Here is a 25,772-nt window from a genome sequence, read left to right on the forward strand (position 1 = left end):
GGATCACCGGCACGAGGCCGGTGATGACAACGCGGATATTGCCCGGCCTCAGATCAGCCCCAGCATGAGCTGGATGTTCTGCACGGCGGCACCCGAGGCGCCCTTGCCGAGATTGTCGAGCCGCGCGACCAGGACGGCGTGGTTGTAGCTGTCGTGCTTGAACACGAAGAGTTCGAGCTTATCAGTGTCGTTCAGCGCCTCCGGCTCGATCCGCTCGATCTTCTTGCCGTCCCGGATGCTCGGCACCACGCTGACGAGCCCGCCGGTCTTGTAATGCTCCAGCAGCGCCGCTTCGAGATCGCCTGCCTTCGGCTTGCCCGGCAGCAGGTCGAGATGGAGCGGCACGCTCACCAGCATGCCTTGGCGGAAATTGCCGACGGACGGGATGAAGATCGGCCGCCGGGTCAGGCCGGTATATTTCTGCAGCTCGGGCACATGCTTGTGCTCGAAGCCGAGGCCGTAGAGCTCGAAGGACGGCGCCGTGCCGGCCTCGTAGGCCTCGATCATCGAGCGTCCGCCGCCGCTATAGCCGCTGACCGCGTTCACGCTGATCGGGTAATCGGTCGGGATGAGGCCTGCATCCACGAGCGGCCGGATCAGCGCGATGGCGCCGGTCGGATAGCAGCCGGGATTGGCGACCCTGTCGGCATCGGCGACGGCCTTGCGCTGGGCAGGCTCGAGTTCGGCAAAGCCGTATTCCCAGCCGGGACTGACCCGGTGCGCGGTGCTGGCGTCGAGAATGCGGGGCTTGTGGCCGGGCAAGTCGTCGACGAGGCTCACGGTCTCCCGGGCCGCGTCGTCGTGGAGGCAGAGCACCACGAGATCGACTTGCGTCAGGATCTCGCGCTTGGCGGCCGGATCCTTGCGCCGCTCCGGGTCGATGCTCCGGATGGCGACATTGGGAACGTCCTTCAGCCGCTCGCGGATGCCGAGGCCGGTCGTGCCCGCCTCGCCGTCGATGAAGACGGTCTTTGTCTTGAGCTCAGCGTTTGAGGCTCTGTCGAGGGTCGCGGTCATAGTCGATCCATTCTGTCGGTCGGGACTGACATAGGGCGTAACGCCTGAGCCCCTCAAGGTTTCAGAAAAACAAAAGCCGCGCAGAGGGCGCGGCTTGCTAGACGGACGGACGGGCAGCCGTCATCGCAGGCGCGCGGGCGCAGCGAAGAGGCGACGTCGGATGTCTGAAACGATCAACATGCCAAACCTATGCGGCGAGACGGCTGCGCTTGTCAAGGAACCGGCGCAGGATCGGCGCGGTTGCCCCTCCATTCTCCGAACAGGACAGGCGGTTTTCATGGCGGCAACGGCGAAGAAGACCAATCCCAGGCTCTGGGAGACGGTGAAGGCGAAGATCACCCGCGGGGCCAAGGGCGGCAAGCCCGGGGAATGGTCTGCACGCAAGGCACAGATGGCCGTCGCCGAATACAAGGAAAAAGGCGGCGGCTATGAGGGCCGTAAGTCCAAGGACAACCATCTCCAGCAATGGCAGGACGAGGATTGGGGCACCAAGTCGGGCAAGAGGAGCGGCGAGACTGGGGAACGCTACCTGCCGCGCAAGAGCCGCGAGGCGTTGACCGACACGGAATATAAGCGAACCAGCGACAAGAAGCGCACCGATACGCGCAAGGGCAAGCAGGTCTCGAAGCAGCCCCGCGATATCGCCAAGAAGGCCGCTGCCGCGCGCAAGAGCGCCGGCGGAACCGCGACGACGAAAGTTGAGCTCATGCAACGGGCGCGCAAGCGCAACCTTCCCGGCCGCTCGCGCATGACGAAGGCGGAGCTGGAGCGCGCCCTGGCGTGAGACCGGGCGTCACTTGAGCGGGTCGTGCCCCCAGTTCATCAGGGAATAGCGCCAGCGGCTGTCCTTGATCTCGCTGTCGGGACGCTGCGCCATGTGCCGATGGACGTAGCCGACCACCTTGCGCATATGGGCGTAGTCGTCCTCGTCCAGTTCGGCCTTCTGTTTGCGCTTGATCGCGACGATGCGGCGCCCGGAATGGTGGCCGACGGACTCACCCTCGCCTTCCTTCGTCCAGCCGACAGACCGGCTCTCATCCGTCTCGAGCCATTTCTCGAGCTCGGCCGGCGCCATGTTGACGGCTTCCTGAAAGTCCTTCGCGATCTTGTCTTGGTCATCCATGGGCGTTCGGTCTCCGATGCGAGGAGGAAACGCGGAGCCGCCGCACGCGTGCGGCGGTCAGAACGACGCATGAAAAAGGGCGGCCCGAGGACCGCCCTTTCCAAACCATATGGCTGAGTAAGCCTTAGCGCATCGTGCGGAAAAGTGGCTTCGGTTTTCCGCGAAGAACGATGCGCCAACGTAACGAAGAAGCATCGAATGGATCCCAAAAGTGGAATCCACTTTTGGGTCCGATGCTTTAGCGCTTCGAGAACTGGAAGCTGCGGCGGGCTTTCTTCTTGCCGTACTTCTTACGCTCGACGACGCGCGGATCGCGGGTCAGGAAGCCTTCCTTCTTGAGCGGGCCGCGAAGCTCCGGCTCATAGTAGGTCAGCGCCTTGGAAAGGCCGTGACGGACCGCGCCGGCCTGGCCGGAGAGACCGCCGCCATCGACGTTGACGGTGATGTCGTACTGGCCATCGCGCTGAGCGACCTGCAGCGGCTGCGACAGGATCAGGCGCAGCACCGGACGGGCGAAGTACACCTCGACCGGACGGCCGTTGATCACGATCTTGCCCGAGCCGGGCTTGATCCACACGCGGGCAACCGCGTCCTTGCGCTTGCCGGTGGCATAGGCGCGGCCGAGCGAGTCGAGCTTCTGGACGTGCTTCGGAGCTTCCGGAGCGGCGGTCTGGGCGTTCTGGCCCAAATCGGCGAGAGACTGGAGGGTCGCCATGATTAAGCTCTCACGTTCTTGCGGTTGAGGGCAGCGACATCCAGCGCTTCCGGCTGCTGAGCGGTATGAGGATGCTCAGCGCCACCGTAGACACGCAGATTGCCCATGATCTGGCGGAAAAGCGGGCCGCGGGGGAGCATGCGCTCCACAGCCTTCTCGACCACGCGCTCGGGGAAACGGCCATCGAGAATGAAGCGCGCGGTGCGCTCCTTGATGCCGCCGGGATAGCCGGTGTGGTGATAGTACACCTTCTGCTCGCGCTTGCGGCCGGTGAACACCACCTTATCGGCGTTGATGACGATGACATTGTCGCCGCAGTCGACGTGGGGCGTGTAGCTCGCCTTGTGCTTGCCACGCAAACGCATGGCAACGATCGAAGCGAGACGACCAACGACGAGACCCTTCGCGTCGATGACAACCCACTTCTTCTCGACCTCGGCGGGCTTCAGCGAAGTCGTAATCTTCATTGCGCTGGTTCCCGTTGGAGCCTTTCGGCTCAGGTTCTGAAAAACGACAAACCGCCGCGAGATGCGGCGGCGAGTGAGGGGTGTTTAGTGTTTTATGCCTGGCAAGTCAACAGACATCAGCTGACAGAAACATACAAAATATCTATTAAAATACAATAACTTAACCTCGGAAGGTATTTAAATACCGTATATGTGGTATCAGAAAACCACACCAATTTGCTGAACGCCTTGGACGAAGCTATTGTACCGCTTCCCTTATCATACCTTGAGGCTTTCGAATGGCTGAGGAACTCGTCTTCTATACCAATCCCATGTCGAGGGGCCGCATCGTGCGATGGATGCTGGAGGAAACCGGCTGCGCCTATCGGACGGAGATTCTGGGCTTCGGGAAGGAGATGAAGTCCCCCGGCTATCTTGCCGTCAATCCCATGGGCAAGGTGCCCGCCATCCTGCACAGGGGAACGGTCGTCACCGAGGGGGCCGCGATCTGTGCTTATCTGGCCGATGCCTTTCCCGAGGCCGGCCTCGCACCGGCTCCGGGCGATGCCCGCCGGGGGCCTTATTACCGCTGGATGTTCTTTGCCGCCGGCCCCGTGGAGGCCGCGCTGAGCAACAAGGCCTTCGGCTTCGAAGTGCCCACCGACAAGCAGCGTGCGGTCGGCTATGGCAGCGTCGAGGATGTGATGAACGCCCTGGAATACGCCGTCTCCCAGTCCGAATACATCGCAGGAGACCGCTTCACGGCGGCGGATGTCTATGTCGGCTCGCAGATCGGCTGGGGCATGATGTTCGGCACTTTGGAAAAACGTCCCGCCTACGAGGCCTATTGGCAGCGGATCGGCAACCGCCCGGCGGCGATCCGGGCACGGGAGATCGATGACGCGCTCGTGCCGCCGAAGGCGTGAAAGTTATCTCGTCATTCGTTGTAAAGCGCAGTGGCCTTTCCCTCCCCCTTGTGGGGAGGGCTAGGGTGGGGGTGTGAGCCATAGCCTATGCGAATGTGGCTCGCGCTCACCTCTCCCAGAGGGAGAGGTCGGACCGTCAGGTCCGGGTGAGGGGTTACAGATTTATCCGGGAAAGCCTATGCCCCCTCAGCCTCGCTCCGCTCGACCTCTCCCCGCCGGGGAGAGGTATGGCTGCGCCATGCTCGGATAACTATCGCATCTAACAGCCAGGCTTCGAGGCCGAGGCCGCTAACGGCGCTCCGGGATCGAATAGGTCCCGGTCGCATGGCAGACCACCTCCGGAATGCCTTCGGAAAAGATTGAGACTTCGCCCACCGCCAGCCGCTTGCCGAGCTTGAGCAGACGGCAATCGGCAATGAGGGCGCGGGGCTCGGGCTTTCGTAAGAAATTGAAGTTGAGGCTCGTGGTCACCGCGAGCGCCACAGGCCCGATATGCGCGAGAATCGCGGCGTAGAGGGCGAGATCGGCGAGTGCCATCATGGCCGGCCCCGAGATGGTGCCGCCCGGCCGCAGGTGGCGCTCGTGGTAGTCCATCCGCATCCGGGCCGAGAGCGGGCCGATCTCGTCGATGAAATAGCTGCGCCCGCCTGCGTGCATCTGCGGAAATTCGCGGTCGAGGAAGGCCGCGAGCTCGTCCTTGGTCATGATCGGGTGGTGCGAAGCCATGCGTCAAATGCTCATTGAACTGCCCTGCCCTATCCCATACGTTCCAGCCATGAACCACGACAATTATCCGAACGATTACATTCGCGGCATCCTCAACAGCGTGAAGACCATCGCGCTGGTCGGCGCCTCGCAGAACCCGGCCCGGCCGAGCTGGATCGTCACCAAATACCTGCTGGAGCGCGGCTACGACGTGATCCCGATCAATCCCGGCCTCGCGGGCGGCGAACTCCTCGGAAAAAAGGTCTACGCCTCTCTCAAGGATGTGCCTTTCCCCATCGATATGGTCGAGATCTTCCGCAATTCGGAAGCCGCCGGCCCGATCACGGACGAGGCCCTTGCCCTCGACCCGCTGCCCAAGGTCCTGTGGATGCAGCTCTCCGTCCGCAACGATGCGGCGGCCGCCAAGGCCGAAGCCAAGGGCCTAAAGGTGGTGATGGACCGCTGCCCGAAGATCGAGTTCGGCCGCCTCTCCGGCGAGATCTCCTGGCAGGGCGTGAACTCGCGGATGATCAGCTCCAAGAAGCCGGTTCTCTCGGGCAAAGGGTTCCAGAAGCTCAGCCTCAACCGGCCTTGATCCCTGGTGTCATTCCCGGCCGGAGCGCAGCGGAGGGAAAGGGAATCCATCAGCGAAGCGCTTGATCGTGGATCCCCTTTCCGACCCTCCGGGCCGCCGGGGAAGACAAACGGGCAACCCAACACTCTCCTTGACGAAAGAACGATCCGTTCGATAAATAGAACGGACTTTTTCTCCTAGAGGAACGCCCCATGACCGACCGCCTGCCAGGCTTCAACACGCTCGCCATCCATGCCGGAGCAGCCCCTGACGCCGCGACGGGCGCGCGGGCGACGCCGATCTACCAGACGACCTCCTTCGTCTTCGACGATGTGGATCATGCGGCCTCGCTGTTCGGTCTGCAGGCCTTCGGCAACATCTATTCCCGAATCGGCAACCCGACCTGTGCCGTGCTGGAAGAGCGCGTGGCGGCACTGGAAGGCGGCACCGCCGCTCTTGCGGTGGCCTCGGGCCATGCAGCCGAGTTCCTGGTGTTCCACACCCTGCTCCAGCCCGGCGACGAGTTCATTGCGGCGAAGCAGCTCTATGGCGGCTCGATCAACCAGTTCAACCATTCCTACAAGAACTTCGGCTGGAACGTCGCCTGGGCCAATGCCGACGACCCGTCGAGCTTCGAGGCCGCCATCACGCCGAAGACCAAGGCGATCTTCGTCGAATCGATCGCCAATCCGGGCGGTGTGATCGTGGACCTTCAGGCCATCGCGGCGATCGCCAAGAAGCACCGCATCCCGTTCATCGTCGACAACACGATGGCGACGCCGTACCTGATCAAGCCGTTCGAGCATGGCGCCGACATCATCGTCCATTCCGCCACCAAGTTCCTCGGCGGCCACGGCAATTCCATCGGCGGCGTGATCGTCGACGGAGGCTCGTTCAACTTCGCCGGCGACGACCGCTATCCCATGCTCTCGAAGCCGCGCCCCGAATATGGCGGCATGGTGCTCGGCGAAACTTTTGGGAATTTCGGCTTCGCCATCGCCTGCCGCGTGCTCGGCCTGCGCGATCTTGGACCGGCGCTATCGCCCTTCAACGCCTTCCTGATTCTCAACGGAATCGAGACCCTGCCGCTGCGCATGCAGCGCCATGCCGACAACACCCTCGCCGTCGCGGAGCATCTCTCGACCCACAACAAGGTATCCTGGGTCAGCTATCCCGGCCTGCGCGACGATCGCTATCACAACCTCGCCAAGCAATATTGCCCGAAGGGCGCGGGCGCGGTGTTCACTTTCGGCCTGAAAGGCGGTTACGAGGCGGGCGTAAAGCTGGTGTCGAACCTGAAGCTATTCTCGCATCTGGCCAATATCGGCGACACGCGCTCGCTGGTGATCCACCCGGCCTCCACCACGCACCGCCAGCTCAGCGACGAGCAGAAGACGCAAGCCGGTGCCGGGCCCGAAGTGGTGCGGCTCTCCGTCGGCCTGGAAGACAAGGAAGACCTGATCGACGATCTCAATCAGGCTCTGGACGCTGCGTAAGCTGCGTCCGACTTAGAGACACACTGTCATTCCGGGGCCGCGTAGCGGAGCCCGGAAACCATAAACACGACCTCTCTCGGAAGGGCGGGCAACGCTGCGCTTCTTTTCCGCATTGTCAGCGGTTATGGATTCCGGGCTCCGCTACGCGGCCCCGGAATGACAGTAAGGCAAACAAAAAGGGCGGCTCTCAGGCCGCCCTTTTCGCTGCACTGAAACCGAAACTTATGCGGCGCGCGATGCGCCAGCTTTCTTGTAGGTGTTGTGGATCGCGTTGAGCGAGCGCTCGAGGGCCGTCCAGAGACGGCCGATCTCGTCCGCACCCTGCGAATGCGCATCGTACTCGCGCGCGCCCTCGCCCGTCGAGAGAGACAGCGTCAGCTCGGGACGATGCGTGATCTGGCCGGCCCAGACGGGGACCTGAAGCGCGTTCAGCGCGCCGCGGGCATCGGCCACCACATGGGCCTCCGCATCGCCGTGCCTGGCCGGTGCGGCGTTGATCACGGCGGCATAAGGCTTGCGATGCTCGCGGGCGATGGCGACTGTATCCTGGAGAGCCGCGATGTCGAACAGGCTCGCGCGGGTCGGGATAATCACCAGCGTGGCGTGCTTGATCGCATCCGCAACGATCGAGGACTTGTTCGGCGGCGTGTCAACCAGCACCCATTCATAACCCTCGCGCTTGGCATCCCTAAGCGCATCACCGATATGACGGGTATTGTGCCTGAGGCCGAGATGTTCCTGGCTGCGGATCTTGTGCCAGAGCGACAGCGAGCCCTGCGGATCGTTGTCGATCAGCAATGTCCGGCGCGAAGGGTTGGCGATATAACTCGCGAGGTGAGCAGCAAGCGTGCTCTTTCCCGAGCCGCCTTTCCGCGAAGCAAAGACCAGCACATTCATGCCTGACTCCTTATCAGCCTGTTCCTGCAGCACTGCGCTTGAGGGTTAATCACATCTTAATATTGTTCACCTGTAGCAGGGCAAGTACTGATTTCCTAATTCAAGCCCTATTCCCACTGCGATTTTTCATTTTCGACAGCATCCATCGCCCTGTTCCGAACGATGCGCCGCCTGCCCAAGCTTCCCATGGGAAAGCGCCACGGTCGCTGGTTTCCCAGGCATTCCAAGCCGCGCAAGCTCGGCGATACATGAGTTTTGTTCCCGATTTGAAACGTTTTTCCGACTCGGAACCACCGCTCCGCTTGGCCGTTAAGCACCAGACTTCACCAGTCTAGGAGCTGACACATGAAGAAGATCTTGTTTGCAGGTGCCGTTCTCGTCGCCCTCGCCCCGGTCGGCGCCTTCGCCCAGTCCGGCGGCGCAGCGGCCGGTGCGGCCACGGGCGCCGTCGGCGGCGCCATCGTCGGCGGCCCCATCGGTGCTGCAGTCGGCGGCGTGACCGGCGCCATCGTCGGCGGTCTGGCCGATCAGCAGCAGCCGCAGTTCCGCCAGTATGTGGTGACCCAGGGCGTCCCGTCCTACCGCTATCAGGAAGAGGTGCGCGTCGGTGCGGTGCTCCCGTCCTCGGGCGTGACCTACTACGAGGTTCCGGCCCAGTACGGCGTGCAGAACTATCGCTATACGGTCGTGAACGACACGCCGGTTCTGGTCGATCCCGGCACCCGCCGCGTCGTTCAGGTCATCCGCTAAACGCCTTTAGAATCATGAATGGGGCGGCCCTCGAGGCCGCCCTTTTGTTTTTCGCTAAGCCGCGCTCACGCGCGCGTGGACCACTGCCATTGCGAGCACCACCATGGCGAAGACCTGATGCGCCAGCCCGGCCCAGAGGGGCACCACGAGCAGCAGCGTCACGATTCCGAGCACCATCTGCGCCAGCGTCAATCCAGCCATCGCCGTTGCTCGCTTCGCTGTCTTGGACACGGCGCCACGTCGACGAATCGTCAAGGCATGCCAGACGGCAAAGGCCACGATGGCATAGGCGACGAGGCGATGATTGAACTGTACCAGCACCACGTTGTCGACGAAGTTCTCGATCCAAGGCTTGACCACGAAAAGCGCCGAAGCCGGCGGGACGAGAGCACCATCCATCAATGGCCAGGTGTTGTAGGTCAGGCCGGCCTTGGAGCCGGCCACGAGGCCGCCGAGGGCGATCTGGAACAGAATCAGCGAAACGAGAATGCGCGGCACGGCTCCCGCCTTGACCTCGAGATGAGCCGTCTCGGAGCGGTCCCTCAGCCCGGCCGCCACCCAGACGAGGCAGGCCAGGATGATGCTGGCCACCGTCAGGTGCAAGGCGAGCTTGATCGGCGCGACCGCCGTCATGCCCGGCTCGAGGCCTGAGGCGACCATGAGCCAGCCGATGGCGCCCTGAAGGCCGCCAAGGGCGCCGATCCCGAGGAGCGTCAGCGCCAGCCTGTGCTTGATCGTTCCCCGCAACCAGAACCAGATCAGGGGCAGGAAGAAGACGATACCGATCAGGCGGCCGAGCTGGCGGTGGCCCCATTCCCAGCCGTAGATGAACTTGAACTCGGCCAGGGTCATGCCCTTGTTGACGAGCTCGTACTGGGAAATCTGCCGATATTTCTCGAACTCGGCGAGCCAGGCCTGCTCGGTCAGGGGCGGGATCGCGCCGGTCACAGGCTTCCATTCGGTGATCGAGAGGCCGGAGCCGGTCAGGCGGGTAGCACCTCCGACCGAAACCATCAGCACGACCAGCGCCGCAAGGCTGTAGATCCAGATGCGGACGGCGGACAAAGATCGGGTTTGCGGCGCGCGCGCCAGCGGCATGCCCTCGGTGGAGGCTGCGACAGCCATGCTCATTCTCATCGTCGATTTGGGCTTGAACCCGGGATATGGACGTCACATAGAGGCTGTGCCTCCGGGAGGCAATTCATGCCGGTGACGCACCGCGATGGCGGGCATTGAATGAGGACATCGAGGATTTCCGCCATGGGCATTCGCACGCGCAAGCTGATCGGGACGGTGGCGATGCTCACCTTCATCATTTTCTATGCGCTGTTCGCGATGGCGATCGCCGAAGGCCGGATTACGCAGGCGCCGAAGCTGGTGCAGACCGTCGCCTATATCGTTCTCGGCCTGATCTGGGTGGTGCCGATCCTGCCGTTGGTCCGCTGGATGGCGAAGCCGGATAAATCCTGACCGCAGCAGCCATCAAGCCTCCGGCTGCTCGATCCCTGAATAAGAAAAGGCCCGCTCGAAGCGGGCCTTTTTTTGAGAAAATCAGCGGCAAACCCTGCGGTTGCGGTGCTCCCAGCCCCAGCCGGGAACCCATTCCCGGTAGCGCTCGGTGTAGCAGCGCTCCACATAGACCTCGCGGACGGGGCGCTCGTAGTAAACGGGCGCCCGCTCTTCCACATAGACCGGCGGCGGGGGCGGCGGCGGAGCGCGATACACCACGGGCGGCTGAGGCTGAGCGACGGCAGCGCCAACGGCGGCGCCCACGGCAAGACCTCCCAGCGCGCCGAGAGCCACGGCGGCACCCGGGGAGAGACGGTCGCGGGCGGCGGCCGGCTGAGCGGCCGCCAGACCGGTGACCAGGGCAAGAGCCGCAGCGGTACCGGAGACAAGACGGAAGATCTTCATGATCGTCACCTCGACAGGAGGGAGGCCACCTGCCTTCCTCTTCATGTCATGAGATATACTGTTCAAAACCTCTCTGAAAGCTGAACGGATTGTGGCAAAGCTTGGGCGTGAGCCATTTGTGCCGGAATGGTGAGCGAGTGATTAACGCCCATTTACCTTGCGATAATCAGGTCCCGGCGCTGCGCAGCGGCACCGACAGAAGCACCCGCACCAGATCCGCCTGCCGATTCGTATCCGTCTTGCGGAACAGGTTTTTCAGGTGGAAGACGACGGTGGTTTGCGCCACCTCGAGCTCCTCGGCGATCTGATCGAGGCGCTTGCCGTCGATGAGCATCAGCGCGACCCGCGTTTCCGAAGGCGTCAGGTTGTAGAGCCTGACGAGCGTATCGCCCGAGACCTTGGCGCGCTGTTCCGTGTCGATGACGAGCAGCACGACGGCTTCCGGCCGCTCCTCCACGGAAAAGCGCTGGCCCGGGATGAGCACGAGATAGGGCCGGCCGCCCGAATTGCGCGGAAACGAGACGATCTCGTCCAGGGCCTCTTCCTCGAATGCCTTCTCGATCGCGGAATAAAGCTTTCCGTTCTGCTTGACGGCTGTGCCCTTCAGCACGCCCTGAGTGACGCTCAGACCGTCCTCCTCCGCCAGGATGCGTTGCGCTTCCTTGTTCATGACGCGGACGGTCCCGGCCTCGTCGACGATCACCACGCCGACCAGGAACCGGTCGAAAGCGAAGGTTGCCTTGTAAAGGGCATCGACGGTTCGCCCCTTCGAAGACTTGAGGATTTCCTGCCAGGATTCCTCGGCGCGGTGCACGGCACTCGTCTGGACCCGGGCCACCTGATCGAGACGCGCCGCGACGGTCGCGAGCAGAATCTCGTAGTCGATCGGCTTGACGAGATAATCGTCGGCGCCGGCCTGCTTGCCGGTCAGGACGTCGTTCCGCTCGGCCAAAGCCGTCAGGAAGATGAAGGGCACGTCGGCCATGGTCCCCTGCTCGCGCAAGGCCTTGAGCACATCGTAGCCACCGAGTCCCGGCATGGTGATGTCGCACAGGACGAGATCGGGTCGGTGCTTCTCGAGCAGGCTCAGCGCCTCGCTGCCATTTGCAGCCTGGAGCACACGATAATTCGCAGCCTCCAGTTCCTCGGCAATGTCGCCCCTCAGGTCATCTTCGTCTTCGACGCAAAGAATTGTTTTTTTTGTCGTCATTGGAGTCAGTCACTCATGCTGCCTGTTGCGTTTGGTCGGCATTGGCGATCGGCAGGTCGAACGTGAACAAGGAGCCGGCAGCCTCATAGCTCTCAACCTGAATTTCACCCCCATGCAGATGCATGATCCTCTGGGCAAAGTTTAACCCGATCCCCGTCCCGGCGATGCCAGACGCCGTGCGTGCGCGATAGAACCTGTCGAAGATCTTCGGCAGTTCATCCGCCGGAATTCCAATGCCCCAGTCGCGTACAGAGCAGAAAGCCCGCGACCCGTCCATCCAAATCTTGATTTCGACCACAGGTGTATTGCCCGAATACTTGATGGCATTCGACAACAGATTGACGACAACCTGCTCGATGAGCATGCCGTCGCAATAGACACGGGCCGGGAGATCGGGAACGTCGAAGCGAATATCGGCCTGAGCGCTCACTTCTTTCTGCCGCTCGCAGATATCCATCACCAGATCGACGAGATTGTAGGAGGCCGGATTGAGTTCGATCGTACCGGCATCGAGTTTTGCCGCGTTCAGGACGCTGTCCACGAGCCGTGTCAGCCGCGTTCCCGCGTTACGGATTTTCTGGATGCGGGTGACGAGTTCGTCCTCCGTCATGGCCGCGCCGCGGCGCAGAATGCGCTGCGCGCTCGAATCCAGGATCGCCAGGGGCGTCCTGAACTGATGCGACACCATGGAGACGAAGCTGCGATAGGCATTCGTCGTTTCGCGTTCGCGCGCGAGCGCCGATTCAAGGGCCCTGGCCACCTGTTTGTAGCCGGTGATGTCGGTCAGGCGCACGAAGATCGTGGCGCCATCAGCTTTCGTAAGGGAAAGCCTGGACCACGTGTCCTTCTTCATCAGGAGATCGAACTCGAGCTCCTCGAAGGGCGACTGGGCATTGACGAGCCGCCGATCCGCACCTTCGCACATGGCAAAGCACTGCAGGAACGCTGTGAGGCTCATCTCCTCGCGGCACCAGAGGGAAACGGGGGCCGCCGCCCAGATCTGATCGTTCGCGAAGAGCAGCTTGCCGGTCCAGTCGAAGGCGGCGAATCCCTCGGAGGCGGAATTGATGGCGGCGATCAGCCGGCGCTCGGCCTGGCGCAGGGCAGCCGTTCTCTGCAGGACCTTGATCTCCAGGTCGAAGTTCTGCCGCTCCGCCTGTTTGCGGGCGAGCCATTGCTCGGTCACGTCGCGGATGAAGGCGATTCCGAGCTTGCGCTCCGCCATGAAGACGGGGAAGCAGTTGATTTCCAGGCAGCGTTCGTGCCCCTCCGAGGCGGCTGACTCGTCCTCGAAAATCGAGCTCGTTCCTTCCGTTGCCCGGGTCAGCGCCCCGACGACGTCCTCCTTTGCAAAAAGCCGATCCAGATCCTGCATCCGCCGGCCGACCGCCTGATCGGGCTTGATGGTCAGAAGGTCCTCCATGCCCGGATTCCAGAGCAGGCATCTCAGCTGACCGTCGAACATGACGATGCCCTGGTTGCTGATATTGCTGATCACGAGGTCGGACAGCTCCTGCTCCTGCTTGAGCAGTTGTTTCGCCTGGCTGGCTTCCTGAACGCCCTTGAAGAGCCGCACCATCAGGAACGCGGCGCAGAGAACGATGCCGGAGAGATAGGCGACGCTCTCGAACACCACCTGCAGGTAATTGGAGCGCTTTGCGACGGCCTCTTCTCGACTGAGCCAGACGATCCTGTTGGCGGCATCTCGGAGCTTGTAGGAAAGATCCCGGATCTGCTCACGCAATCGCGTCGCCGCTTCGTGGTCGATGGTCCCCTGAAGGATATCGTCCGCCATCGTCAGTTGGAGATAAGCCTGCTTGAGGTCAGACGAGACCCCGAGGATTTCCAATGTCCGGCCCTGAGGTCCTTCGAGAAGGACGGCGAGACGGCTGATCAGAATGTCGGCGCGAAAGGAAGGAGCGTGCTCCGGGTTTGCGAACGTCTCGCCGCCGGCCGCGCGCGCAAGGCTCTCGGCGAAAATCGCAGCCTCGAACTGCGCCTGCGTGACATACCAGGTATTGGCGTACATCGCATCCGTTCGGAACTCGCGCTCGAGCTCGAACAGCCGGGCAACCGTGAATCCGAGGCAGACGATCAGGCTCGCCATCGCCGCGAGCGTGACCAAAGCCGCCTTGTAGCTATGCAGATTCAATCTCATCACTACTCGATATTCAGCTTACTGAGCTGCCAGACCCATCGAGAATCGTAGCGTATATCCTGAAGGACCTTGTGGGCATCTCTCGGATAGACGATCCATAGAGGCCCCTTGTCCCGGACGGTCAGAACGCGATTATCCGCGCGCATCGCGAGAATCGGATCGAACTGCAGATCTTCGAGAGGGATCACGATGACGTAGTCGTTGAGAGCGGTCGCTCTCATCGCATTTCCCTTCGCGCCCACCCGCTCCAAAACCGCCCGCAACGGCACGCCGTCGAAAACCTGCGGAATGCTCGACACCTCTGACCGCGTGGTAATGGAGGCACGGCCGAGTGTTTCGAGCATCTCCCTGTCGAACTGCGCCCCTGCGGCACTGTTCGTCTGGTCGACATTCCCGGAAATCGTCAGGATCACCGGGCCTTTCGCCGGCGGGAGAGGCTCGGCCGCATGAGACAGCGTTGCCAATCCGAAGAAGACGAGCAAGGACGAAAAGGCGGCCGGGCGCTGCATGATTTCCTATTTCACGACAGATTATAATAGAACGTCCGCATCTTCCGCGATTTTGTGCAAAAAATCCAGTGCCGGCGGCGAGCGACGTTCATCGACTTCCCTTGAGGTTTTTCGTAGCGCTCGCCCAATGCAATCATGAAGGGAATTGCGAAGAAATCTTAAATGCAACCTTGTTATAATTGGTCTCTTGCCGTTTGCTCGAACCGCAATACTTCCTACGACATGACTGCATTCCTCGCTTCGGAACCGATTACGGAACCTATGCGACACTTGCCGTATTTACCGGAAAGCTTTTCAAGCTTGGCCGGCAACGCTATGATATGCCGTATGTCAGACCGGGCGCGCGGCCCGGTATTCTGCGAAACGAGGAGTTCCTTATGCGCAAATTCGTAACGACTCTGGTCGGAGCGGCCGTGCTCGCGTCCGCATTGCCCGCAGTTGCGAGCCCGATCCAGGGCCGTTCCCTGCCGCAGGTGGAGAAGGCCTATCCGAACGAGAGCTACGCGCAATACTATTACCGCCGCGGCTATGCTCCCCGTCCCTATTATCGGGATGGATATTATTACAGGCGCAACAACAACGGCGCCGCCGTCGCTGCCGGCGTTGCCGGACTTGCGGCCGGCGCCCTGATCGGCGGCGCGATCGCCAGCCAGGCCCAGGCTCAGCCGGCCGCTCCGCCGCCTCCCGGCGTGGTCAATCCACAGGTCGCGGCCTATTGCGCCCGCAAGTACCGCTCCTACGATCCGGCGAGCGGCACATTCATGGCCAATAACGGGATGCGCTACGTCTGCACGTATCCGTAAGCTCTGCGCCTCCCGCGAATCCGATGGCCCTGCCGCTCAAACGCGGCAGGGCTTTCTCTTATCTGGGCCCATCGGCCGCCTTTACCTCTCCGGCCCCCGCCTTAGAACAACGCCAATGAGGCGGCGACGCACTGTCTCCGTCGAAACCCTCACGGACACATCTACGAAAGGCCTCGATCGGCTCAATGGCTCAAGACTCTGAAATCGGCACAGTCATTCCTCCCAACGAGGCGGCCATTCTGACCTCCGGCGACATGACCGAGCTCGAATTGGTTCTTCCGGATCTGGGGGAAAAGGATTTGCCGGAGATCGCGATCTTCCTGGTGGCCTGCGCCATGCGATTTCACAGCGATCCCGAATTCGTCCAGGACCAGTTGGAATGGCTCGTCAAGGCGCATGATTCCGAAGTGGACGAAGGCCTGCGGCCCGATCAGCTGAACTCCGCCAACGACGACTGACCGCCTGGAATCGGGGGCGCTCAGTCCAGGAACGCGACCGGCGTCCCCTTCTCCACCATCTTCGACAGCTCCTCCACATCCCAGTTCGTGAGCCGCACGCAGCCTTGCGAATGGGCCTTGCCGACCTTCTCGGGGTCCGGTGTGCCGTGGATGCCGAAGCTCTCGACCGAGAGGTCTATCCAGGTGCTGCCGACCGGGTTGTTCGGGCCCGGCTTGATCTCGAATTTTTCCTTCGCCTTCACGCCCTTGAAGGCATAATCCGGATTGTAGGTGTAGTTCGGATTCGACGCGACCGCGCGCACGGTATGGTTTCCGCTCGGCGCCGGCTTTTCCTCGCTGCCGATGGAGGCCGGATACACCGCCAGCACCTTTCCGTCCTTGCCCAGCACGCGCAATACATGTTCGCTTTTGACGATCTCGATCTTGGCGGCCTTGTCCTTCTTGCCGTTCGAGCCGGGTGCGGCTGCGACATTGGCAACGACGACGGTTGAGCCGGACTTGTCGAGGGCTTTGCCGGAATTGAGGGCCTTGAGCAGATCCACATCCATGTGGAATTTCTCGGCCAGGAGCTCCTCGGGACTGGAATAGGCAAGCCGGTCGAGCTTTGCCTGATCTTCCAGCTTGTCGGGGATCTCGACGAAGGGACCTTTCACATCCTCGGCCGCAATCGTGTATTCGACGAGCGCCGGATCGGCCGAGGCCTCGTTGAGCTTCGCCCACACCTCATCGTCGAGATCGCCGTCCGCTTTGAGATCGTGTTCCTTCTCGAAGGCCTTGATCGCGTTCTTCAGATTGTCGCCGTGGTGACCGTCGATCACGCCAGGCGAGAAGCGTGCACGGTCGAGCAGAACCTGAACTTTCACGAGAACCGGGTCGATTTCCTTGCTCTTGCCGCCCTTTGTCGACCAGGTGGCGCCATTCACGGATTCGAGGTTCAACCTCTCGGATGCAGCAAGGACAGGGCTCGTGACTGCGACGAGCCCGAGAAAGGCATACGCAACGATCTTCATGGATGTCTCCGGAAACCAAATCATGCACGACAAAGCCCTGGCGGCCCGCCTGTTCCAGCGCTCCTATTGGCAGATCCGGTAATCCCCCTTCCGCTGCCGCAGATCGAGATGCAGATGATCGCCATGATCTGCGTCGGATCCAGGTCCCAGCACCGTGTTGAAGATCGGGCAGGCGCCCTTGCGGATGGACATCTCGAAAGCGGCCTCCGGGGCGTTATCTGCATGCTTGCCGATCGTCACCGGCGCGCGCTTCGCGAATTCGAGCCCCATGATGTCGAGTCCGTTGCCGAAGGCATGTTCGCTGAGCTTTTCGCCGTTGCGCTGGTCCCGGCATTGATAGGAAGTGCCGATGAGAAGCTTGGTCGGAACGCTCTGCAATTGGCGTTCCGCCTCGGGAATGACCACCTCACCCAGCCAGCGGGAGATGCCTTCCGCAGCCGGGCAGCCCATGAGCGATGCCGGCGATACGCCGACGCCGTTCGGCAGGCCTGAGACGAGCACGGGATTTTCGATCCCGCAGCTGCTCTCCTGCACCGGAGGGCGGCGCTCGAATTTCAGGCCGAGCTGTTTCAGACGGTCGAGACAGGCCTCTTCAGCCCGCTCCTTTGCTGGGTCGCTCTTGCGGGCGGCAACGGTTTCGTTCGGGAGCGGCTTCTCGGCCCGAGGCTCGGAAACCACCGGAGGAGGCAGGCGATCCGGCCGGGGCGGCGGCAACGGCGGAGCCAAAGGCTGCTGCGCCATGGCGAGCGGAATTGCCATAAGAGCGGCGAAGCCGGCCAATCCCGTCCTCCAATAACCCGTCGGGCCCATACCACCTCCAATTCTCAAGCTCGCCCTTTCCATTAACCCTGATGAACCGAGGTTGGGTTCCATCTGCGCCATCAGGGCGTCTTGCTCTCGCGCCCGTACGCACCACAATCGAATGAACAGATGGAGGAGCCCCGATGAGGGCATTTTCGGTGACGGATTTCGGTTCCGATAAGAGCTTGTCTCTGGTCTCGGCGTTCAGCCACGATCAGAGGGATACACGTACGAGGCGCGTTGCCGAGCTGGTGGAGCGCGTAGCCAAGCTCAGATCCGAGCTCGAGGAGGCCGAGACGGCCTTGGAATTCGAGAAGACACGGATGCCCGTCCCTGGCGATTTCGTCCGCTGCCCCCTGACAAGCTTCTTCGGACGCGTGACCAAGGTGAAGCCCCGGCCGAGCGGCCGCCCCTGGGTCGAAATCGTTCCGTATCTCGGGCCGAACCTCCCCGGCCATTCGGCGATGGATCTCTTCGAGAGCTGGGAGCTGATCGATCCCCCTGCCGCCAATTCCGAGGCGGGCGAAGCCGCCGAGGCCAGTCCCAAGCTTCCCACCATCGCGCCCTTCATGCCGATGCCGCGCGCCATGCTGACCGCGCCCGATGAGGAAGACGACGTGGAGGCTTCGCTCAGAAAGCTCTGGGCATCGCCGAAGGGGATTTCGTCGTAGAGCTGCTTCCACTTGCGTGGAATCACCTCTTTTCTCTGGTTTGCCGCATTTTTTGACGACGAACCGGAGCCACTTCGCCGAAAAATGCTCTAGAGGTGATGGCCCTCTCCCCTCCGTCACCTGCAACAATTCGAGTCATCTTGCGTTTGCCCTGCGGTTTCGCTGCCTGATGCAGCCTGTGAAACCTTCGATGCGTGGCAGCTGGAAGACGTAAGCTCCAAGCCTCTTCCCCTTACCTGCCATCGCGCGATCGCTTGTACGAACAAGGGGACATAAGCCATGGCAGAGGAAGGGCAGAGTGTACGCCTTCAGGTCGCGAATGCCCGGCCGGACGATTCGGGCCGGGGCATCGCGCGCATCAGCCGCCAGGCGCTGGCCGAGATCGGCATGCAGGAAGGCCAGGCGATCGAGATCGTCGGCAAGCGCCACACCACCGCCATCGCCGTCACGCCCTATCCGGAAGACGAGGGCCTCAACATCATCCGCCTCGACGGCCTGCAGCGCGTCAATGCCGGGGTCGGCAGCGGCGATCACGTGGAGGTGAAGCGGGCCGAGGTTCGCCCCGCGACCCGGGTCGTGCTCGCTCCAGCCCAGAAGGGCCTGCGTCTGCAGGGATCGGGCGATGCCCTGAAACGCACATTCTATCAGCGCCCGGTCACGGCTGGCGACGTGATTTCAACCTCGGTCTACTCGCAGCGCTCGGCCGATCCGAGAATGCCGGAGGAGATGCGCGGCCTTCTCAACATCCCGGCCTACGGTTTGCAGGAGATCCGCCTCGTGGTGGTCTCGACCCAGCCGCGCGGCATCGTGCATGTGACGGCCGAGACCGAGATCGAACTGCGCCCGCAATTCGAGGAGCCGAAGGAGGCGCGTCGGGCGGATGTGACCTATGACGATATCGGCGGCCTCGGCAGCACCGTCGACCAAGTACGCGAGATGGTGGAGTTGCCGCTGCGCCATCCGGAACTCTTCCAGCGTCTCGGCATCGACCCGCCGAAGGGCGTGCTGCTCTACGGTCCTCCAGGCACCGGCAAGACCCGTCTGGCGCGTGCGGTCGCCAACGAGACGGAGGCGCAGTTCTTCCACATCGCCGGCCCGGAGATCATGGGCCAGCACTACGGAGAGTCCGAGCAGCGGCTGCGGCAGGTGTTTCAGGAGGCGCAGCAGAATGCCCCCGCCATCATCTTCATCGACGAGATCGACAGCATTGCGCCGAAACGCGAGGAAACGAAGGGCGAGGTCGAGCGGCGTATCGTGGCGCAGCTCCTCACCCTCATGGACGGGCTGGAGCCGCGCCAGAACATCGTGGTGATCGGCGCCACGAACCGCCGCGACGCCATCGACGAAGCCCTGCGCCGTCCGGGACGCTTCGACCGGGAAATCGTCATCGGCGTTCCCGACGAACCGGGACGGCGGGAAATCCTCGCCATCCACACCCGCGGAATGCCCTTGGCCGAGGACGTCAGCCTCGACGAGATCGCCCGCACCACCTACGGCTTCGTTGGTGCCGATCTCGCCGCGCTTTCCCGCGAGGCGGCCATGGATTCCCTGCGCCGGGTGCTCCCCGGCATCAATCTCAGGGACGGCATCCCGTCGGACGTCATCGAGAGCCTTCAGGTTACGCGGCAGGATTTTCTCAACGCCATGAAGCGCGTCCAGCCTTCGGCCCTGCGTGAGATCATGATCCAGGTGCCGAACGTGACCTGGGACGATATCGGCGGCGTCGAGGAAGCCCGCACGCGGCTGCGCGAGGGTGTGGAGCTTCCGCTCAAGAGCCCCGAATCCTTCAGCCGACTCGGCATCCGCCCGGCCAAGGGCTTCCTGCTCTTCGGCCCTCCCGGAACCGGCAAGACACTTCTCGCCAAGGCCGTTGCCCGCGAGGCGCAGGCGAATTTCGTGGCGACGAAATCCTCCGATCTCCTGTCGAAATGGTACGGCGAATCCGAGCAGCAGGTTTCCCGCCTCTTCGCCCGGGCCCGGCAGGTCGCCCCGACGGTGATCTTCATCGACGAGATCGATTCCCTCGCCCCCATCCGCGGCGGCGGGCTCGGCGAACCTGCGGTGACCGAGCGCGTGGTCAACACGATTCTGGCCGAGATGGACGGCCTGGAAGAGCTGCAGGGTGTCGTGGTTCTGGCAGCCACCAACAGACCGAACCTGATCGACCCTGCCCTCCTCCGACCGGGCCGCTTCGACGAGCTGATCTATGTGCCCGTTCCCGATGCGCTCGGCCGCCGGCACATCCTCGGCATCCACACGAAGTCCATGCCGCTCGCACCCGACGTCGATCTCGACTCCATCGCGGAGCGAACGAGCCGGTTCACGGGCGCGGATCTCGAAGACCTGACCCGCCGCGCGGGCCTCCTCGCGCTTCGCGAGTCGCTCGAGGCACAGACGGTGACGATGGCGCATTTCGAACAGGCGCTGCGGGAAACCCGCCCGTCGGTGACGCCCGAAATGGAGCGGGAATACGAGGACATGGTGCGGACCCTCAAACAGACAGGCCCCCAACGCCAGCCCATCGGCTTCCTGCCTTTGAAGCAGGCAGCCGAGTAGGCACATTCTCGCTCCGATAAAAGAAAACGCGGGCCAGTTGGCCCGCGTCTCGTTGTCGGTGTGATCGGTCTCTGGCGCATCGTGCAGAAAGGTGTAGGCGGTTTTCTGCGTTCAACGATGCGCTCTCCAAAGAGCGGAGCATCGGATTGTTCCTAAAAGTGGATTCCACTTTTAGGTCCTATGCGCTACCGCCCGCAAGCAACCGGAATTCGGCCACCGGTCTGCGGATCATAAACGGTGCGGCAAGGCACGCCGTTGACGGTCCGGACCTCATGAGGCGCCGCATAAGGATCGGCAGACACATAGGGAGCGGGAGCACCCATCATCGGACCCATCGGCGCCGGAGCAATGCTGCCCGTGGCCACCACATCACCCGCCATTGGAGCTGCCGCCATCGGTGCAACCGCAACACCGCCTGCGCAAGCGATCGGAATGCGGGTGTCTCGTGTATTCGGATCCAGGATGGTGCGGCAGGGCACACCATTGAAATACTGGATCTCATGCGGAGCGGCATCTGGGAACAGGGAGCCTGGGGTACCGGAAATCGGTGACGGCTGCGCCGAGGCGGTTCCGATGATGCCAAACGCCATAAGACCTGCGCCGGCGAAGATCGCGAGCTTTTTCATCAATGTCTCCTGTGCTTTATTTAAACATGGCCGCTCGCCACAAAGGACATTAGCTCAACGCATCCGGTCGAGAACGTTTCCCTAGGTAATTTCGCCACACACAGTTGTGATTACGCCGATTGTGAAAAGCAAAGCTTCGTAATTGCCCAGTTTGTATTCGTTGATTTTCAAGGGAAACTCGCGATATTTATGCCTCGTTCCTATGCGTCCTGGGCGCGAAAGCTGGGCACTATCCAAATCTCATTACAAAATATTCATCAGAAAGTTAGAAAATTTTCATCACCGGATTGGATTGCCAGCAATGCGCCACGATTACTTGGTGTCCGGCACCGCACGGGTCGCGAGCCAGAGCCCAGCCACGACACCGGCGAGACCGAGAAGAACGCCGGCCGTCAGGTGTTCCCCCAGGATTCCGACGCCGAGCAGAGCCGCCGTGATCGGACTCAGCGACAGGAAGACCGTCACTCGCGTCGGCGTCGTGTTCTTGAGTGCCCATAGCCAGAGAACATAGGCGACGCCGCTCGACAGGCCGATGCAGAGGATAACGATCCATCCCTTCGCACCGAGGCGCGGCGTCTCCGTGAACAGGCCTTCCAGTCCGGCAAAGCCGGAGAGGAACACCACCGACGCCAACATCGCCCAGGCGCCGACAGGAAGGGTTGGGTAACGTGCAAGATAGGGCCGATAGAGCACCGAACAGAGCGCACCGCAAAGGGCCGCCGTCAGCACCAGAACGGCACCCACCCATTCGCCTGATGCACTCTCGCTGAATAGCCGCTCGCCTAGCGCGATGCCGACACCGACGATGGTCAGCACCACGCCCGCAGCCTTTTTGCCGGTCAGACTCTCGCGTCCGAGAAGAGCTGCGATGACCATGGTCATCAGCGGGAACGTGGCGAACAGAAGCGCGGCGCGGGTGGAGGAGATGTAGTGGAGACCGAGGTTGAGCAGCGCAATGAGGACACCGAACTGCACGATGCCTAAAGCCATCACCACGACAAGATCGCGCAGCGCGAACCGCGTCCGCACGCTCATCAGCAGAGGCGGGATCAGGCAGAGAACGGCGACGGCATAACGCAGGAAGGCCAGGGAGGCCGGCCCGACATCTTGGATCACGAACCGCGTCGCCACCAATGCCGCACCGACCTGAACCCCGGTGATGGCCGCGGCCGCCAATGCGAGCGTTTCCTGCCGCTTCAAAGGTCGAGATCCCAGGTCTGGCCGACGAGATCCTTGCCGAAGGAATGGTGCGCCTCTTCCTTCACCAGCCGGAAGCCGGCCGCCTGATAGATCTTGCGCGCCGAACCGAGAATATCGTTCGTCCACAGGGTCAGCGTCCGGTAGCCCTTGGCCCGTGCAAACGCGATGCATTCCTCGACGAGACGGCGACCGATGCCAAGCCCGCGCGTCGATGGCTCGACATAGAGCAGGCGGAGTTTCGCGACCTCGTCCGAATGGTGCACGAGGAAGACGCTGCCGACGACCTCCCCTTCCCGCTCTGCAATCCAGCAGCGCTCCCACTCCGGATCGAAATTCTTGACGAAGGCTGCGGCGATCTCGGCGACGAGGGCCTCGAAGGTCTCGTCCCAGCCGTATTCCTGGGCATAGAGCATGCCCTGGCGACGGGCGATCCAGCCGATGTCGCCGATCTGGTGCGGACGGAGGATGTAAGGGATTTTCGGCACCGGCGCGGTGCCGATCAGACGCTCGACCGTTTGCATGGCCCGCACCAATTGCTGACGCTCGGCTCCCGAGAGATCCGACAGCATCGATGCGACCTGGGCGGCGGAGGCTCGGTTCAGGGGCGCGAATGCGGCGCGGCCTGTATCGGTCAGCGACAGCAGAGCCTGACGCCTGTCTCCTTCGAGGGGCGTCCGCTCGATCAGGCCCCGCGCCGTGAACCGCTTCAGGAGACGGCTGAGATAGCCGGCATCGAGCCCGAGCTCGCGACCGAGATCGGCGGCGTTGACGGGGCTGCGGTGCGCCAGCTCGTAGAGCACGCGCGCCTCGGTGAGCGAGAACTCGCTTTCGAGCAGGCCTTCGCTCAGCAATCCAATATGGCGGGTGTAGAAACGGTTGAAACGGCGGACCTGCTCGATCTCATCGTCCGTCGGCAGTTGCGGCATGTGAGACATGGGCGCCTCCCCTGACAACCAGAGTCGGGCATATTGTTGACTGAGTCAACTATTTTCGAAGTCCGTCCCGGCCCTCCCTTCCACGTCATCACCGGCCTCGTGCTGGTGATCCCGATCCGAAAAGCCTGACGCTTCACAGGATCGGGAGGGCCGGGACAAGCCTCGGCCATGACCTGGAGGATAGCAACGCAGGCTGTCGCCGAGACAATCACCCGTCACGATCGGCTCTGGCAACCACCCGGACCTCGACGACGGGCCCTTCACGCCCCTTAAGCCGCAGCGTCGATCGACAGGCGCCCCTCATGGATCGCGTGGCAGGCCACGCCTCCGAGCAGCGCCGGGATTTCTGTCCGGCAGCGGTCGTTGGCGAAGGGGCAGCGCGGGTTGAAGGTGCAGCCGGAGGGCGGGTTGATCGGGTTCGGGATCTCACCCTTGACCGGAATGCGCTGGCGTCCGGTCATGCCCACATCCGGCACCGCATCGAGCAGCATGCGCGTATAGGGATGCTTGGGATGGGCGAAAAGCTCGCGCCCATTGGAGATCTCGACGATGCGGCCGAGATACATCACGCCGATGCGCGTCGCCATGTGGCGCACCACGGCGAGGTTGTGGCTGATGAACAGGTAGGTCAGGCCGAGCCGGTCCTGTAGGTCGCGCATCAGGTTCAGGATCTGCGCCTGGACGGACACGTCGAGGGCCGAAGTCGGCTCGTCGCAGACGATGAACTCCGCATTCGAGGCAAGCGCGCGGGCGATGGCGATACGCTGGCGCTGGCCGCCGGAGAACTCGTGCGGATACTTCGTGCCGTCCGCCGGATGCAGGCCGACCAGCGACAGCAGCTCGCCGACGCGGGCGGCAATGTCCTTCTCGCTGTCGATCAGGTGGAAGGCGCGGATGGGTTCTGCGACGATGCGGTCCACCTGCCAGCGCGGATTGAGGCTGGCATAGGGATCCTGGAAGATCATCTGGATGCGGCGCCTGAGACGCTGCCGCTCGGCGCTGTCGGCTTTGCCCGACATCCCCACGCGATCGATCGACACCGTGCCGCCGGAGGGCGGCAGCAGGCCGACCACCATGCGCGCCACCGTCGACTTGCCGGAGCCGGATTCGCCGACGAGGGCGAAGGTCTCGCCTTTTTCGATGGCGAAGGAGACACCGTCGACCGCTTTCAGATACTGCTTCTCGCCGCCCTCCAGCACCCGGTTGAGCCAGGGCTTGGAGACGTCGAAGACGCGGCGCAGGTCCTTGACCTCGACATAGGAACGCTCGGTCACGCGACGGCCTCCGACCGGATATGGGATTGATCGTAGAGATGGCAGGCGACGCGGTGCTCGCTGTGCTGGATCGGCTCCGGACGCTCGACGCGGCAGCGGTCGAAGACATAAGGACAGCGCGGGTTGAAGGCGCAGCCGGGCGGAATGGCGGACAGGCGCGGCATGGAGCCCGGGATCTGCACGAGACGATCCGTATCGCTCTCGAGCGACGGGATCGCGCCCATCAGGCCCTTGGCATAGGGATGGAGCGGGTTCTGCACCACATCGCGCACGGGCCCGATCTCCGCGATGCGGCCGGCATACATCACAGCGACGCGGTCCGCGGTCTCGGCGATCACGCCCATGTCGTGAGTGACCAGCATGATCGCCGTGCCGTGCTCGCGTCCGAGGCGCTTCAGGAGCGCAATGATCTGTGCCTGGACGGAGACGTCGAGCGCCGTCGTCGGCTCGTCGGCGATGATGAGCTCTGGCTCGGCGCAGAGCGCAAGCGCGATCACCACGCGCTGGCGCATGCCACCCGAAAACTCGTGCGGATAGCTGTCGATGCGCCGCTCCGGCGCCGGGATGCCGACCTCGGTCAGAAGATCGATGGCGCGCTTGCGGGCTGCGGAGGCGGAGAGATTGGTGTGCGTGCGGATCGTCTCGACCAGCTGCTCGCTGATGCGGAAGAGCGGATTGAGACTCGTCAGCGGATCCTGGAAGATCATGCCGATGCGCTTGCCGCGCACCTTTCGCATCTCCTCCGGCGGCAGGTTGTCGATGCGCATGCCCGACAGCCGGATCTCGCCGCCGGCAATCCGCCCTGGCGGATCGATGAGGCCGATGACGGCGGAACCGGTGACGGACTTGCCGGCGCCGGATTCGCCCACGACGCCGAGCACCTCGCCCTTGCCGATGTCGAAGGAGATGCCGTCGATGGCTTTGAGAATCCCGCGCCGCGTGACGAATTCGACGCGCAGATCGCGGACGGAGAGGACTGGTTCGGTCATGACAGTTTC

General features: G+C 62.8%; 28 protein-coding genes. 10 read left to right on the forward strand and 18 right to left on the reverse strand.

The annotated features are described in order from the left end of the window. Positions 1-48: 48 nt before the first annotated feature. Positions 49-1,017, reverse strand: a complete 969-nt coding sequence (argC, locus tag JKL46_RS22535) for an N-acetyl-gamma-glutamyl-phosphate reductase (RefSeq protein ID WP_201837593.1) — start codon at positions 1,015-1,017, stop codon at positions 49-51. 277 nt (positions 1,018-1,294) lie between these two features. Here argC and JKL46_RS22540 point away from each other — a divergent pair, with 277 nt between their 5' ends. Next, positions 1,295-1,801: a hypothetical protein gene (locus JKL46_RS22540; RefSeq protein WP_201837679.1), complete on the forward strand. Its 507-nt coding sequence runs from the start codon at positions 1,295-1,297 to the stop codon at positions 1,799-1,801. Between the two features lie 9 nt (positions 1,802-1,810). Here JKL46_RS22540 and JKL46_RS22545 read toward each other — a convergent pair whose 3' ends face one another. The 3 genes from JKL46_RS22545 to rplM all read right to left on the reverse strand — a co-directional run bounded on the left by JKL46_RS22545 (position 1,811) and on the right by rplM (position 3,322). Next, positions 1,811-2,140, reverse strand: a complete 330-nt coding sequence (locus tag JKL46_RS22545; RefSeq protein WP_201837595.1) for a DUF3140 domain-containing protein — start codon at positions 2,138-2,140, stop codon at positions 1,811-1,813. Between the two features lie 238 nt (positions 2,141-2,378). Further along, the gene (gene rpsI, locus JKL46_RS22550) at positions 2,379-2,855 is read right to left on the reverse strand and encodes a 30S ribosomal protein S9 (RefSeq protein ID WP_201837597.1); all 477 of its coding nucleotides are present in this window, start codon (positions 2,853-2,855) and stop codon (positions 2,379-2,381) included. A 2-nt stretch (positions 2,856-2,857) separates the two neighbouring features. Then, a complete protein-coding gene (rplM, locus tag JKL46_RS22555) occupies positions 2,858-3,322 on the reverse strand; it encodes a 50S ribosomal protein L13 (RefSeq protein ID WP_201837600.1) in 465 nt (154 codons plus the stop codon). Between the two features lie 278 nt (positions 3,323-3,600). Here rplM and JKL46_RS22560 point away from each other — a divergent pair, with 278 nt between their 5' ends. Continuing rightward, positions 3,601-4,227, forward strand: coding sequence for a glutathione S-transferase family protein (locus tag JKL46_RS22560; RefSeq protein WP_201837602.1), 627 nt, complete (start codon positions 3,601-3,603; stop codon positions 4,225-4,227). Positions 4,228-4,515: 288 nt separating this feature from the next. Here the strand turns inward: JKL46_RS22560 and JKL46_RS22565 are convergent, their stop codons facing one another. Then, positions 4,516-4,953: a PaaI family thioesterase gene (locus JKL46_RS22565; protein ID WP_201837604.1), complete on the reverse strand. Its 438-nt coding sequence runs from the start codon at positions 4,951-4,953 to the stop codon at positions 4,516-4,518. A gap of 49 nt (positions 4,954-5,002) precedes the next feature. Between JKL46_RS22565 and JKL46_RS22570 the strand changes: the two genes are divergently transcribed. Together JKL46_RS22570 and JKL46_RS22575 are read left to right on the forward strand one after the other, a co-directional pair. Further along, the gene (locus tag JKL46_RS22570) at positions 5,003-5,527 is read left to right on the forward strand and encodes a CoA-binding protein (RefSeq protein WP_246529465.1); all 525 of its coding nucleotides are present in this window, start codon (positions 5,003-5,005) and stop codon (positions 5,525-5,527) included. 191 nt (positions 5,528-5,718) lie between these two features. Next, on the forward strand, positions 5,719-7,002 hold the full coding sequence (locus JKL46_RS22575) for an O-acetylhomoserine aminocarboxypropyltransferase (RefSeq protein WP_201837606.1): 1,284 nt from the start codon (positions 5,719-5,721) through the stop codon (positions 7,000-7,002). A 222-nt stretch (positions 7,003-7,224) separates the two neighbouring features. On the opposite strand, the gene JKL46_RS22580 is transcribed toward JKL46_RS22575, so the two are convergent. After that, the gene (locus JKL46_RS22580) at positions 7,225-7,899 is read right to left on the reverse strand and encodes a ParA family protein (protein WP_201837608.1); all 675 of its coding nucleotides are present in this window, start codon (positions 7,897-7,899) and stop codon (positions 7,225-7,227) included. Positions 7,900-8,244: 345 nt separating this feature from the next. Here JKL46_RS22580 and JKL46_RS22585 point away from each other — a divergent pair, with 345 nt between their 5' ends. Next, on the forward strand, positions 8,245-8,649 hold the full coding sequence (locus JKL46_RS22585; RefSeq protein WP_201837610.1) for a DUF1236 domain-containing protein: 405 nt from the start codon (positions 8,245-8,247) through the stop codon (positions 8,647-8,649). Positions 8,650-8,703: 54 nt separating this feature from the next. Here JKL46_RS22585 and JKL46_RS22590 read toward each other — a convergent pair whose 3' ends face one another. Next, complete coding sequence (locus tag JKL46_RS22590; RefSeq protein WP_246529468.1) at positions 8,704-9,747, reverse strand: COX15/CtaA family protein; 1,044 nt, start codon at positions 9,745-9,747, stop codon at positions 8,704-8,706. 162 nt (positions 9,748-9,909) lie between these two features. Here JKL46_RS22590 and JKL46_RS22595 point away from each other — a divergent pair, with 162 nt between their 5' ends. Further along, a complete protein-coding gene (locus tag JKL46_RS22595; RefSeq protein ID WP_201837614.1) occupies positions 9,910-10,119 on the forward strand; it encodes a DUF2842 domain-containing protein in 210 nt (69 codons plus the stop codon). Positions 10,120-10,200: 81 nt separating this feature from the next. Here the strand turns inward: JKL46_RS22595 and JKL46_RS22600 are convergent, their stop codons facing one another. The 4 genes from JKL46_RS22600 to JKL46_RS22615 form a co-directional block, all read right to left on the reverse strand. Next, positions 10,201-10,563, reverse strand: a complete 363-nt coding sequence (locus JKL46_RS22600; RefSeq protein ID WP_201837616.1) for a hypothetical protein — start codon at positions 10,561-10,563, stop codon at positions 10,201-10,203. A 166-nt stretch (positions 10,564-10,729) separates the two neighbouring features. Next, positions 10,730-11,773, reverse strand: a complete 1,044-nt coding sequence (locus tag JKL46_RS22605) for a response regulator (RefSeq protein WP_201837619.1) — start codon at positions 11,771-11,773, stop codon at positions 10,730-10,732. A gap of 13 nt (positions 11,774-11,786) precedes the next feature. Then, positions 11,787-13,931: a sensor histidine kinase gene (locus tag JKL46_RS22610; protein ID WP_201837621.1), complete on the reverse strand. Its 2,145-nt coding sequence runs from the start codon at positions 13,929-13,931 to the stop codon at positions 11,787-11,789. A gap of 2 nt (positions 13,932-13,933) precedes the next feature. Then, the gene (locus JKL46_RS22615; RefSeq protein ID WP_201837623.1) at positions 13,934-14,440 is read right to left on the reverse strand and encodes a putative pterin-binding protein; all 507 of its coding nucleotides are present in this window, start codon (positions 14,438-14,440) and stop codon (positions 13,934-13,936) included. Positions 14,441-14,817: 377 nt separating this feature from the next. On the opposite strand from JKL46_RS22615, the gene JKL46_RS22620 reads away from it, so the two are divergent. Together JKL46_RS22620 and JKL46_RS22625 are read left to right on the forward strand one after the other, a co-directional pair. After that, entirely contained in the window at positions 14,818-15,243 is a 426-nt protein-coding gene (locus JKL46_RS22620) for a BA14K family protein (RefSeq protein WP_201837625.1), read from the forward strand. 185 nt (positions 15,244-15,428) lie between these two features. Then, positions 15,429-15,701, forward strand: coding sequence for a hypothetical protein (locus JKL46_RS22625; RefSeq protein ID WP_201837627.1), 273 nt, complete (start codon positions 15,429-15,431; stop codon positions 15,699-15,701). 20 nt (positions 15,702-15,721) lie between these two features. Here the strand turns inward: JKL46_RS22625 and JKL46_RS22630 are convergent, their stop codons facing one another. Further along, positions 15,722-16,711, reverse strand: a complete 990-nt coding sequence (locus tag JKL46_RS22630; protein WP_201837629.1) for a L,D-transpeptidase family protein — start codon at positions 16,709-16,711, stop codon at positions 15,722-15,724. A 63-nt stretch (positions 16,712-16,774) separates the two neighbouring features. Beyond that, the gene (locus tag JKL46_RS22635) at positions 16,775-17,491 is read right to left on the reverse strand and encodes an extensin-like domain-containing protein (RefSeq protein ID WP_201837631.1); all 717 of its coding nucleotides are present in this window, start codon (positions 17,489-17,491) and stop codon (positions 16,775-16,777) included. A gap of 164 nt (positions 17,492-17,655) precedes the next feature. Here JKL46_RS22635 and JKL46_RS22640 point away from each other — a divergent pair, with 164 nt between their 5' ends. Then, positions 17,656-18,183 (forward strand): hypothetical protein, encoded by a 528-nt coding sequence (locus tag JKL46_RS22640; protein ID WP_201837633.1) that lies wholly within the window; start codon positions 17,656-17,658, stop codon positions 18,181-18,183. 279 nt (positions 18,184-18,462) lie between these two features. Next, a complete protein-coding gene (locus JKL46_RS22645) occupies positions 18,463-20,739 on the forward strand; it encodes a CDC48 family AAA ATPase (RefSeq protein ID WP_201837635.1) in 2,277 nt (758 codons plus the stop codon). A 185-nt stretch (positions 20,740-20,924) separates the two neighbouring features. Here the strand turns inward: JKL46_RS22645 and JKL46_RS22650 are convergent, their stop codons facing one another. From JKL46_RS22650 to JKL46_RS22670, 5 genes are all read right to left on the reverse strand, one after another. Then, complete coding sequence (locus tag JKL46_RS22650) at positions 20,925-21,365, reverse strand: hypothetical protein (protein WP_201837637.1); 441 nt, start codon at positions 21,363-21,365, stop codon at positions 20,925-20,927. A gap of 312 nt (positions 21,366-21,677) precedes the next feature. After that, positions 21,678-22,565 (reverse strand): DMT family transporter, encoded by an 888-nt coding sequence (locus tag JKL46_RS22655; protein ID WP_246529466.1) that lies wholly within the window; start codon positions 22,563-22,565, stop codon positions 21,678-21,680. After that, positions 22,562-23,500 carry a bifunctional helix-turn-helix transcriptional regulator/GNAT family N-acetyltransferase gene (locus tag JKL46_RS22660; protein WP_201837639.1) on the reverse strand — a complete coding sequence of 313 codons (939 nt, stop codon included), beginning with the start codon at positions 23,498-23,500 and terminating at the stop codon, positions 22,562-22,564. Before JKL46_RS22660 ends, JKL46_RS22655 begins: the two co-directional genes overlap by 4 nt. A gap of 269 nt (positions 23,501-23,769) precedes the next feature. Beyond that, positions 23,770-24,774, reverse strand: coding sequence for an oligopeptide/dipeptide ABC transporter ATP-binding protein (locus tag JKL46_RS22665; RefSeq protein WP_201837641.1), 1,005 nt, complete (start codon positions 24,772-24,774; stop codon positions 23,770-23,772). Continuing rightward, positions 24,771-25,763, reverse strand: a complete 993-nt coding sequence (locus JKL46_RS22670; protein WP_201837643.1) for an ABC transporter ATP-binding protein — start codon at positions 25,761-25,763, stop codon at positions 24,771-24,773. Before JKL46_RS22670 ends, JKL46_RS22665 begins: the two co-directional genes overlap by 4 nt. Between the last annotated feature and the right edge of the window lie 9 nt (positions 25,764-25,772).

This window comes from Microvirga zambiensis WSM3693, assembly GCF_016735695.1.
Lineage (GTDB): Bacteria > Pseudomonadota > Alphaproteobacteria > Rhizobiales > Beijerinckiaceae > Microvirga > Microvirga zambiensis.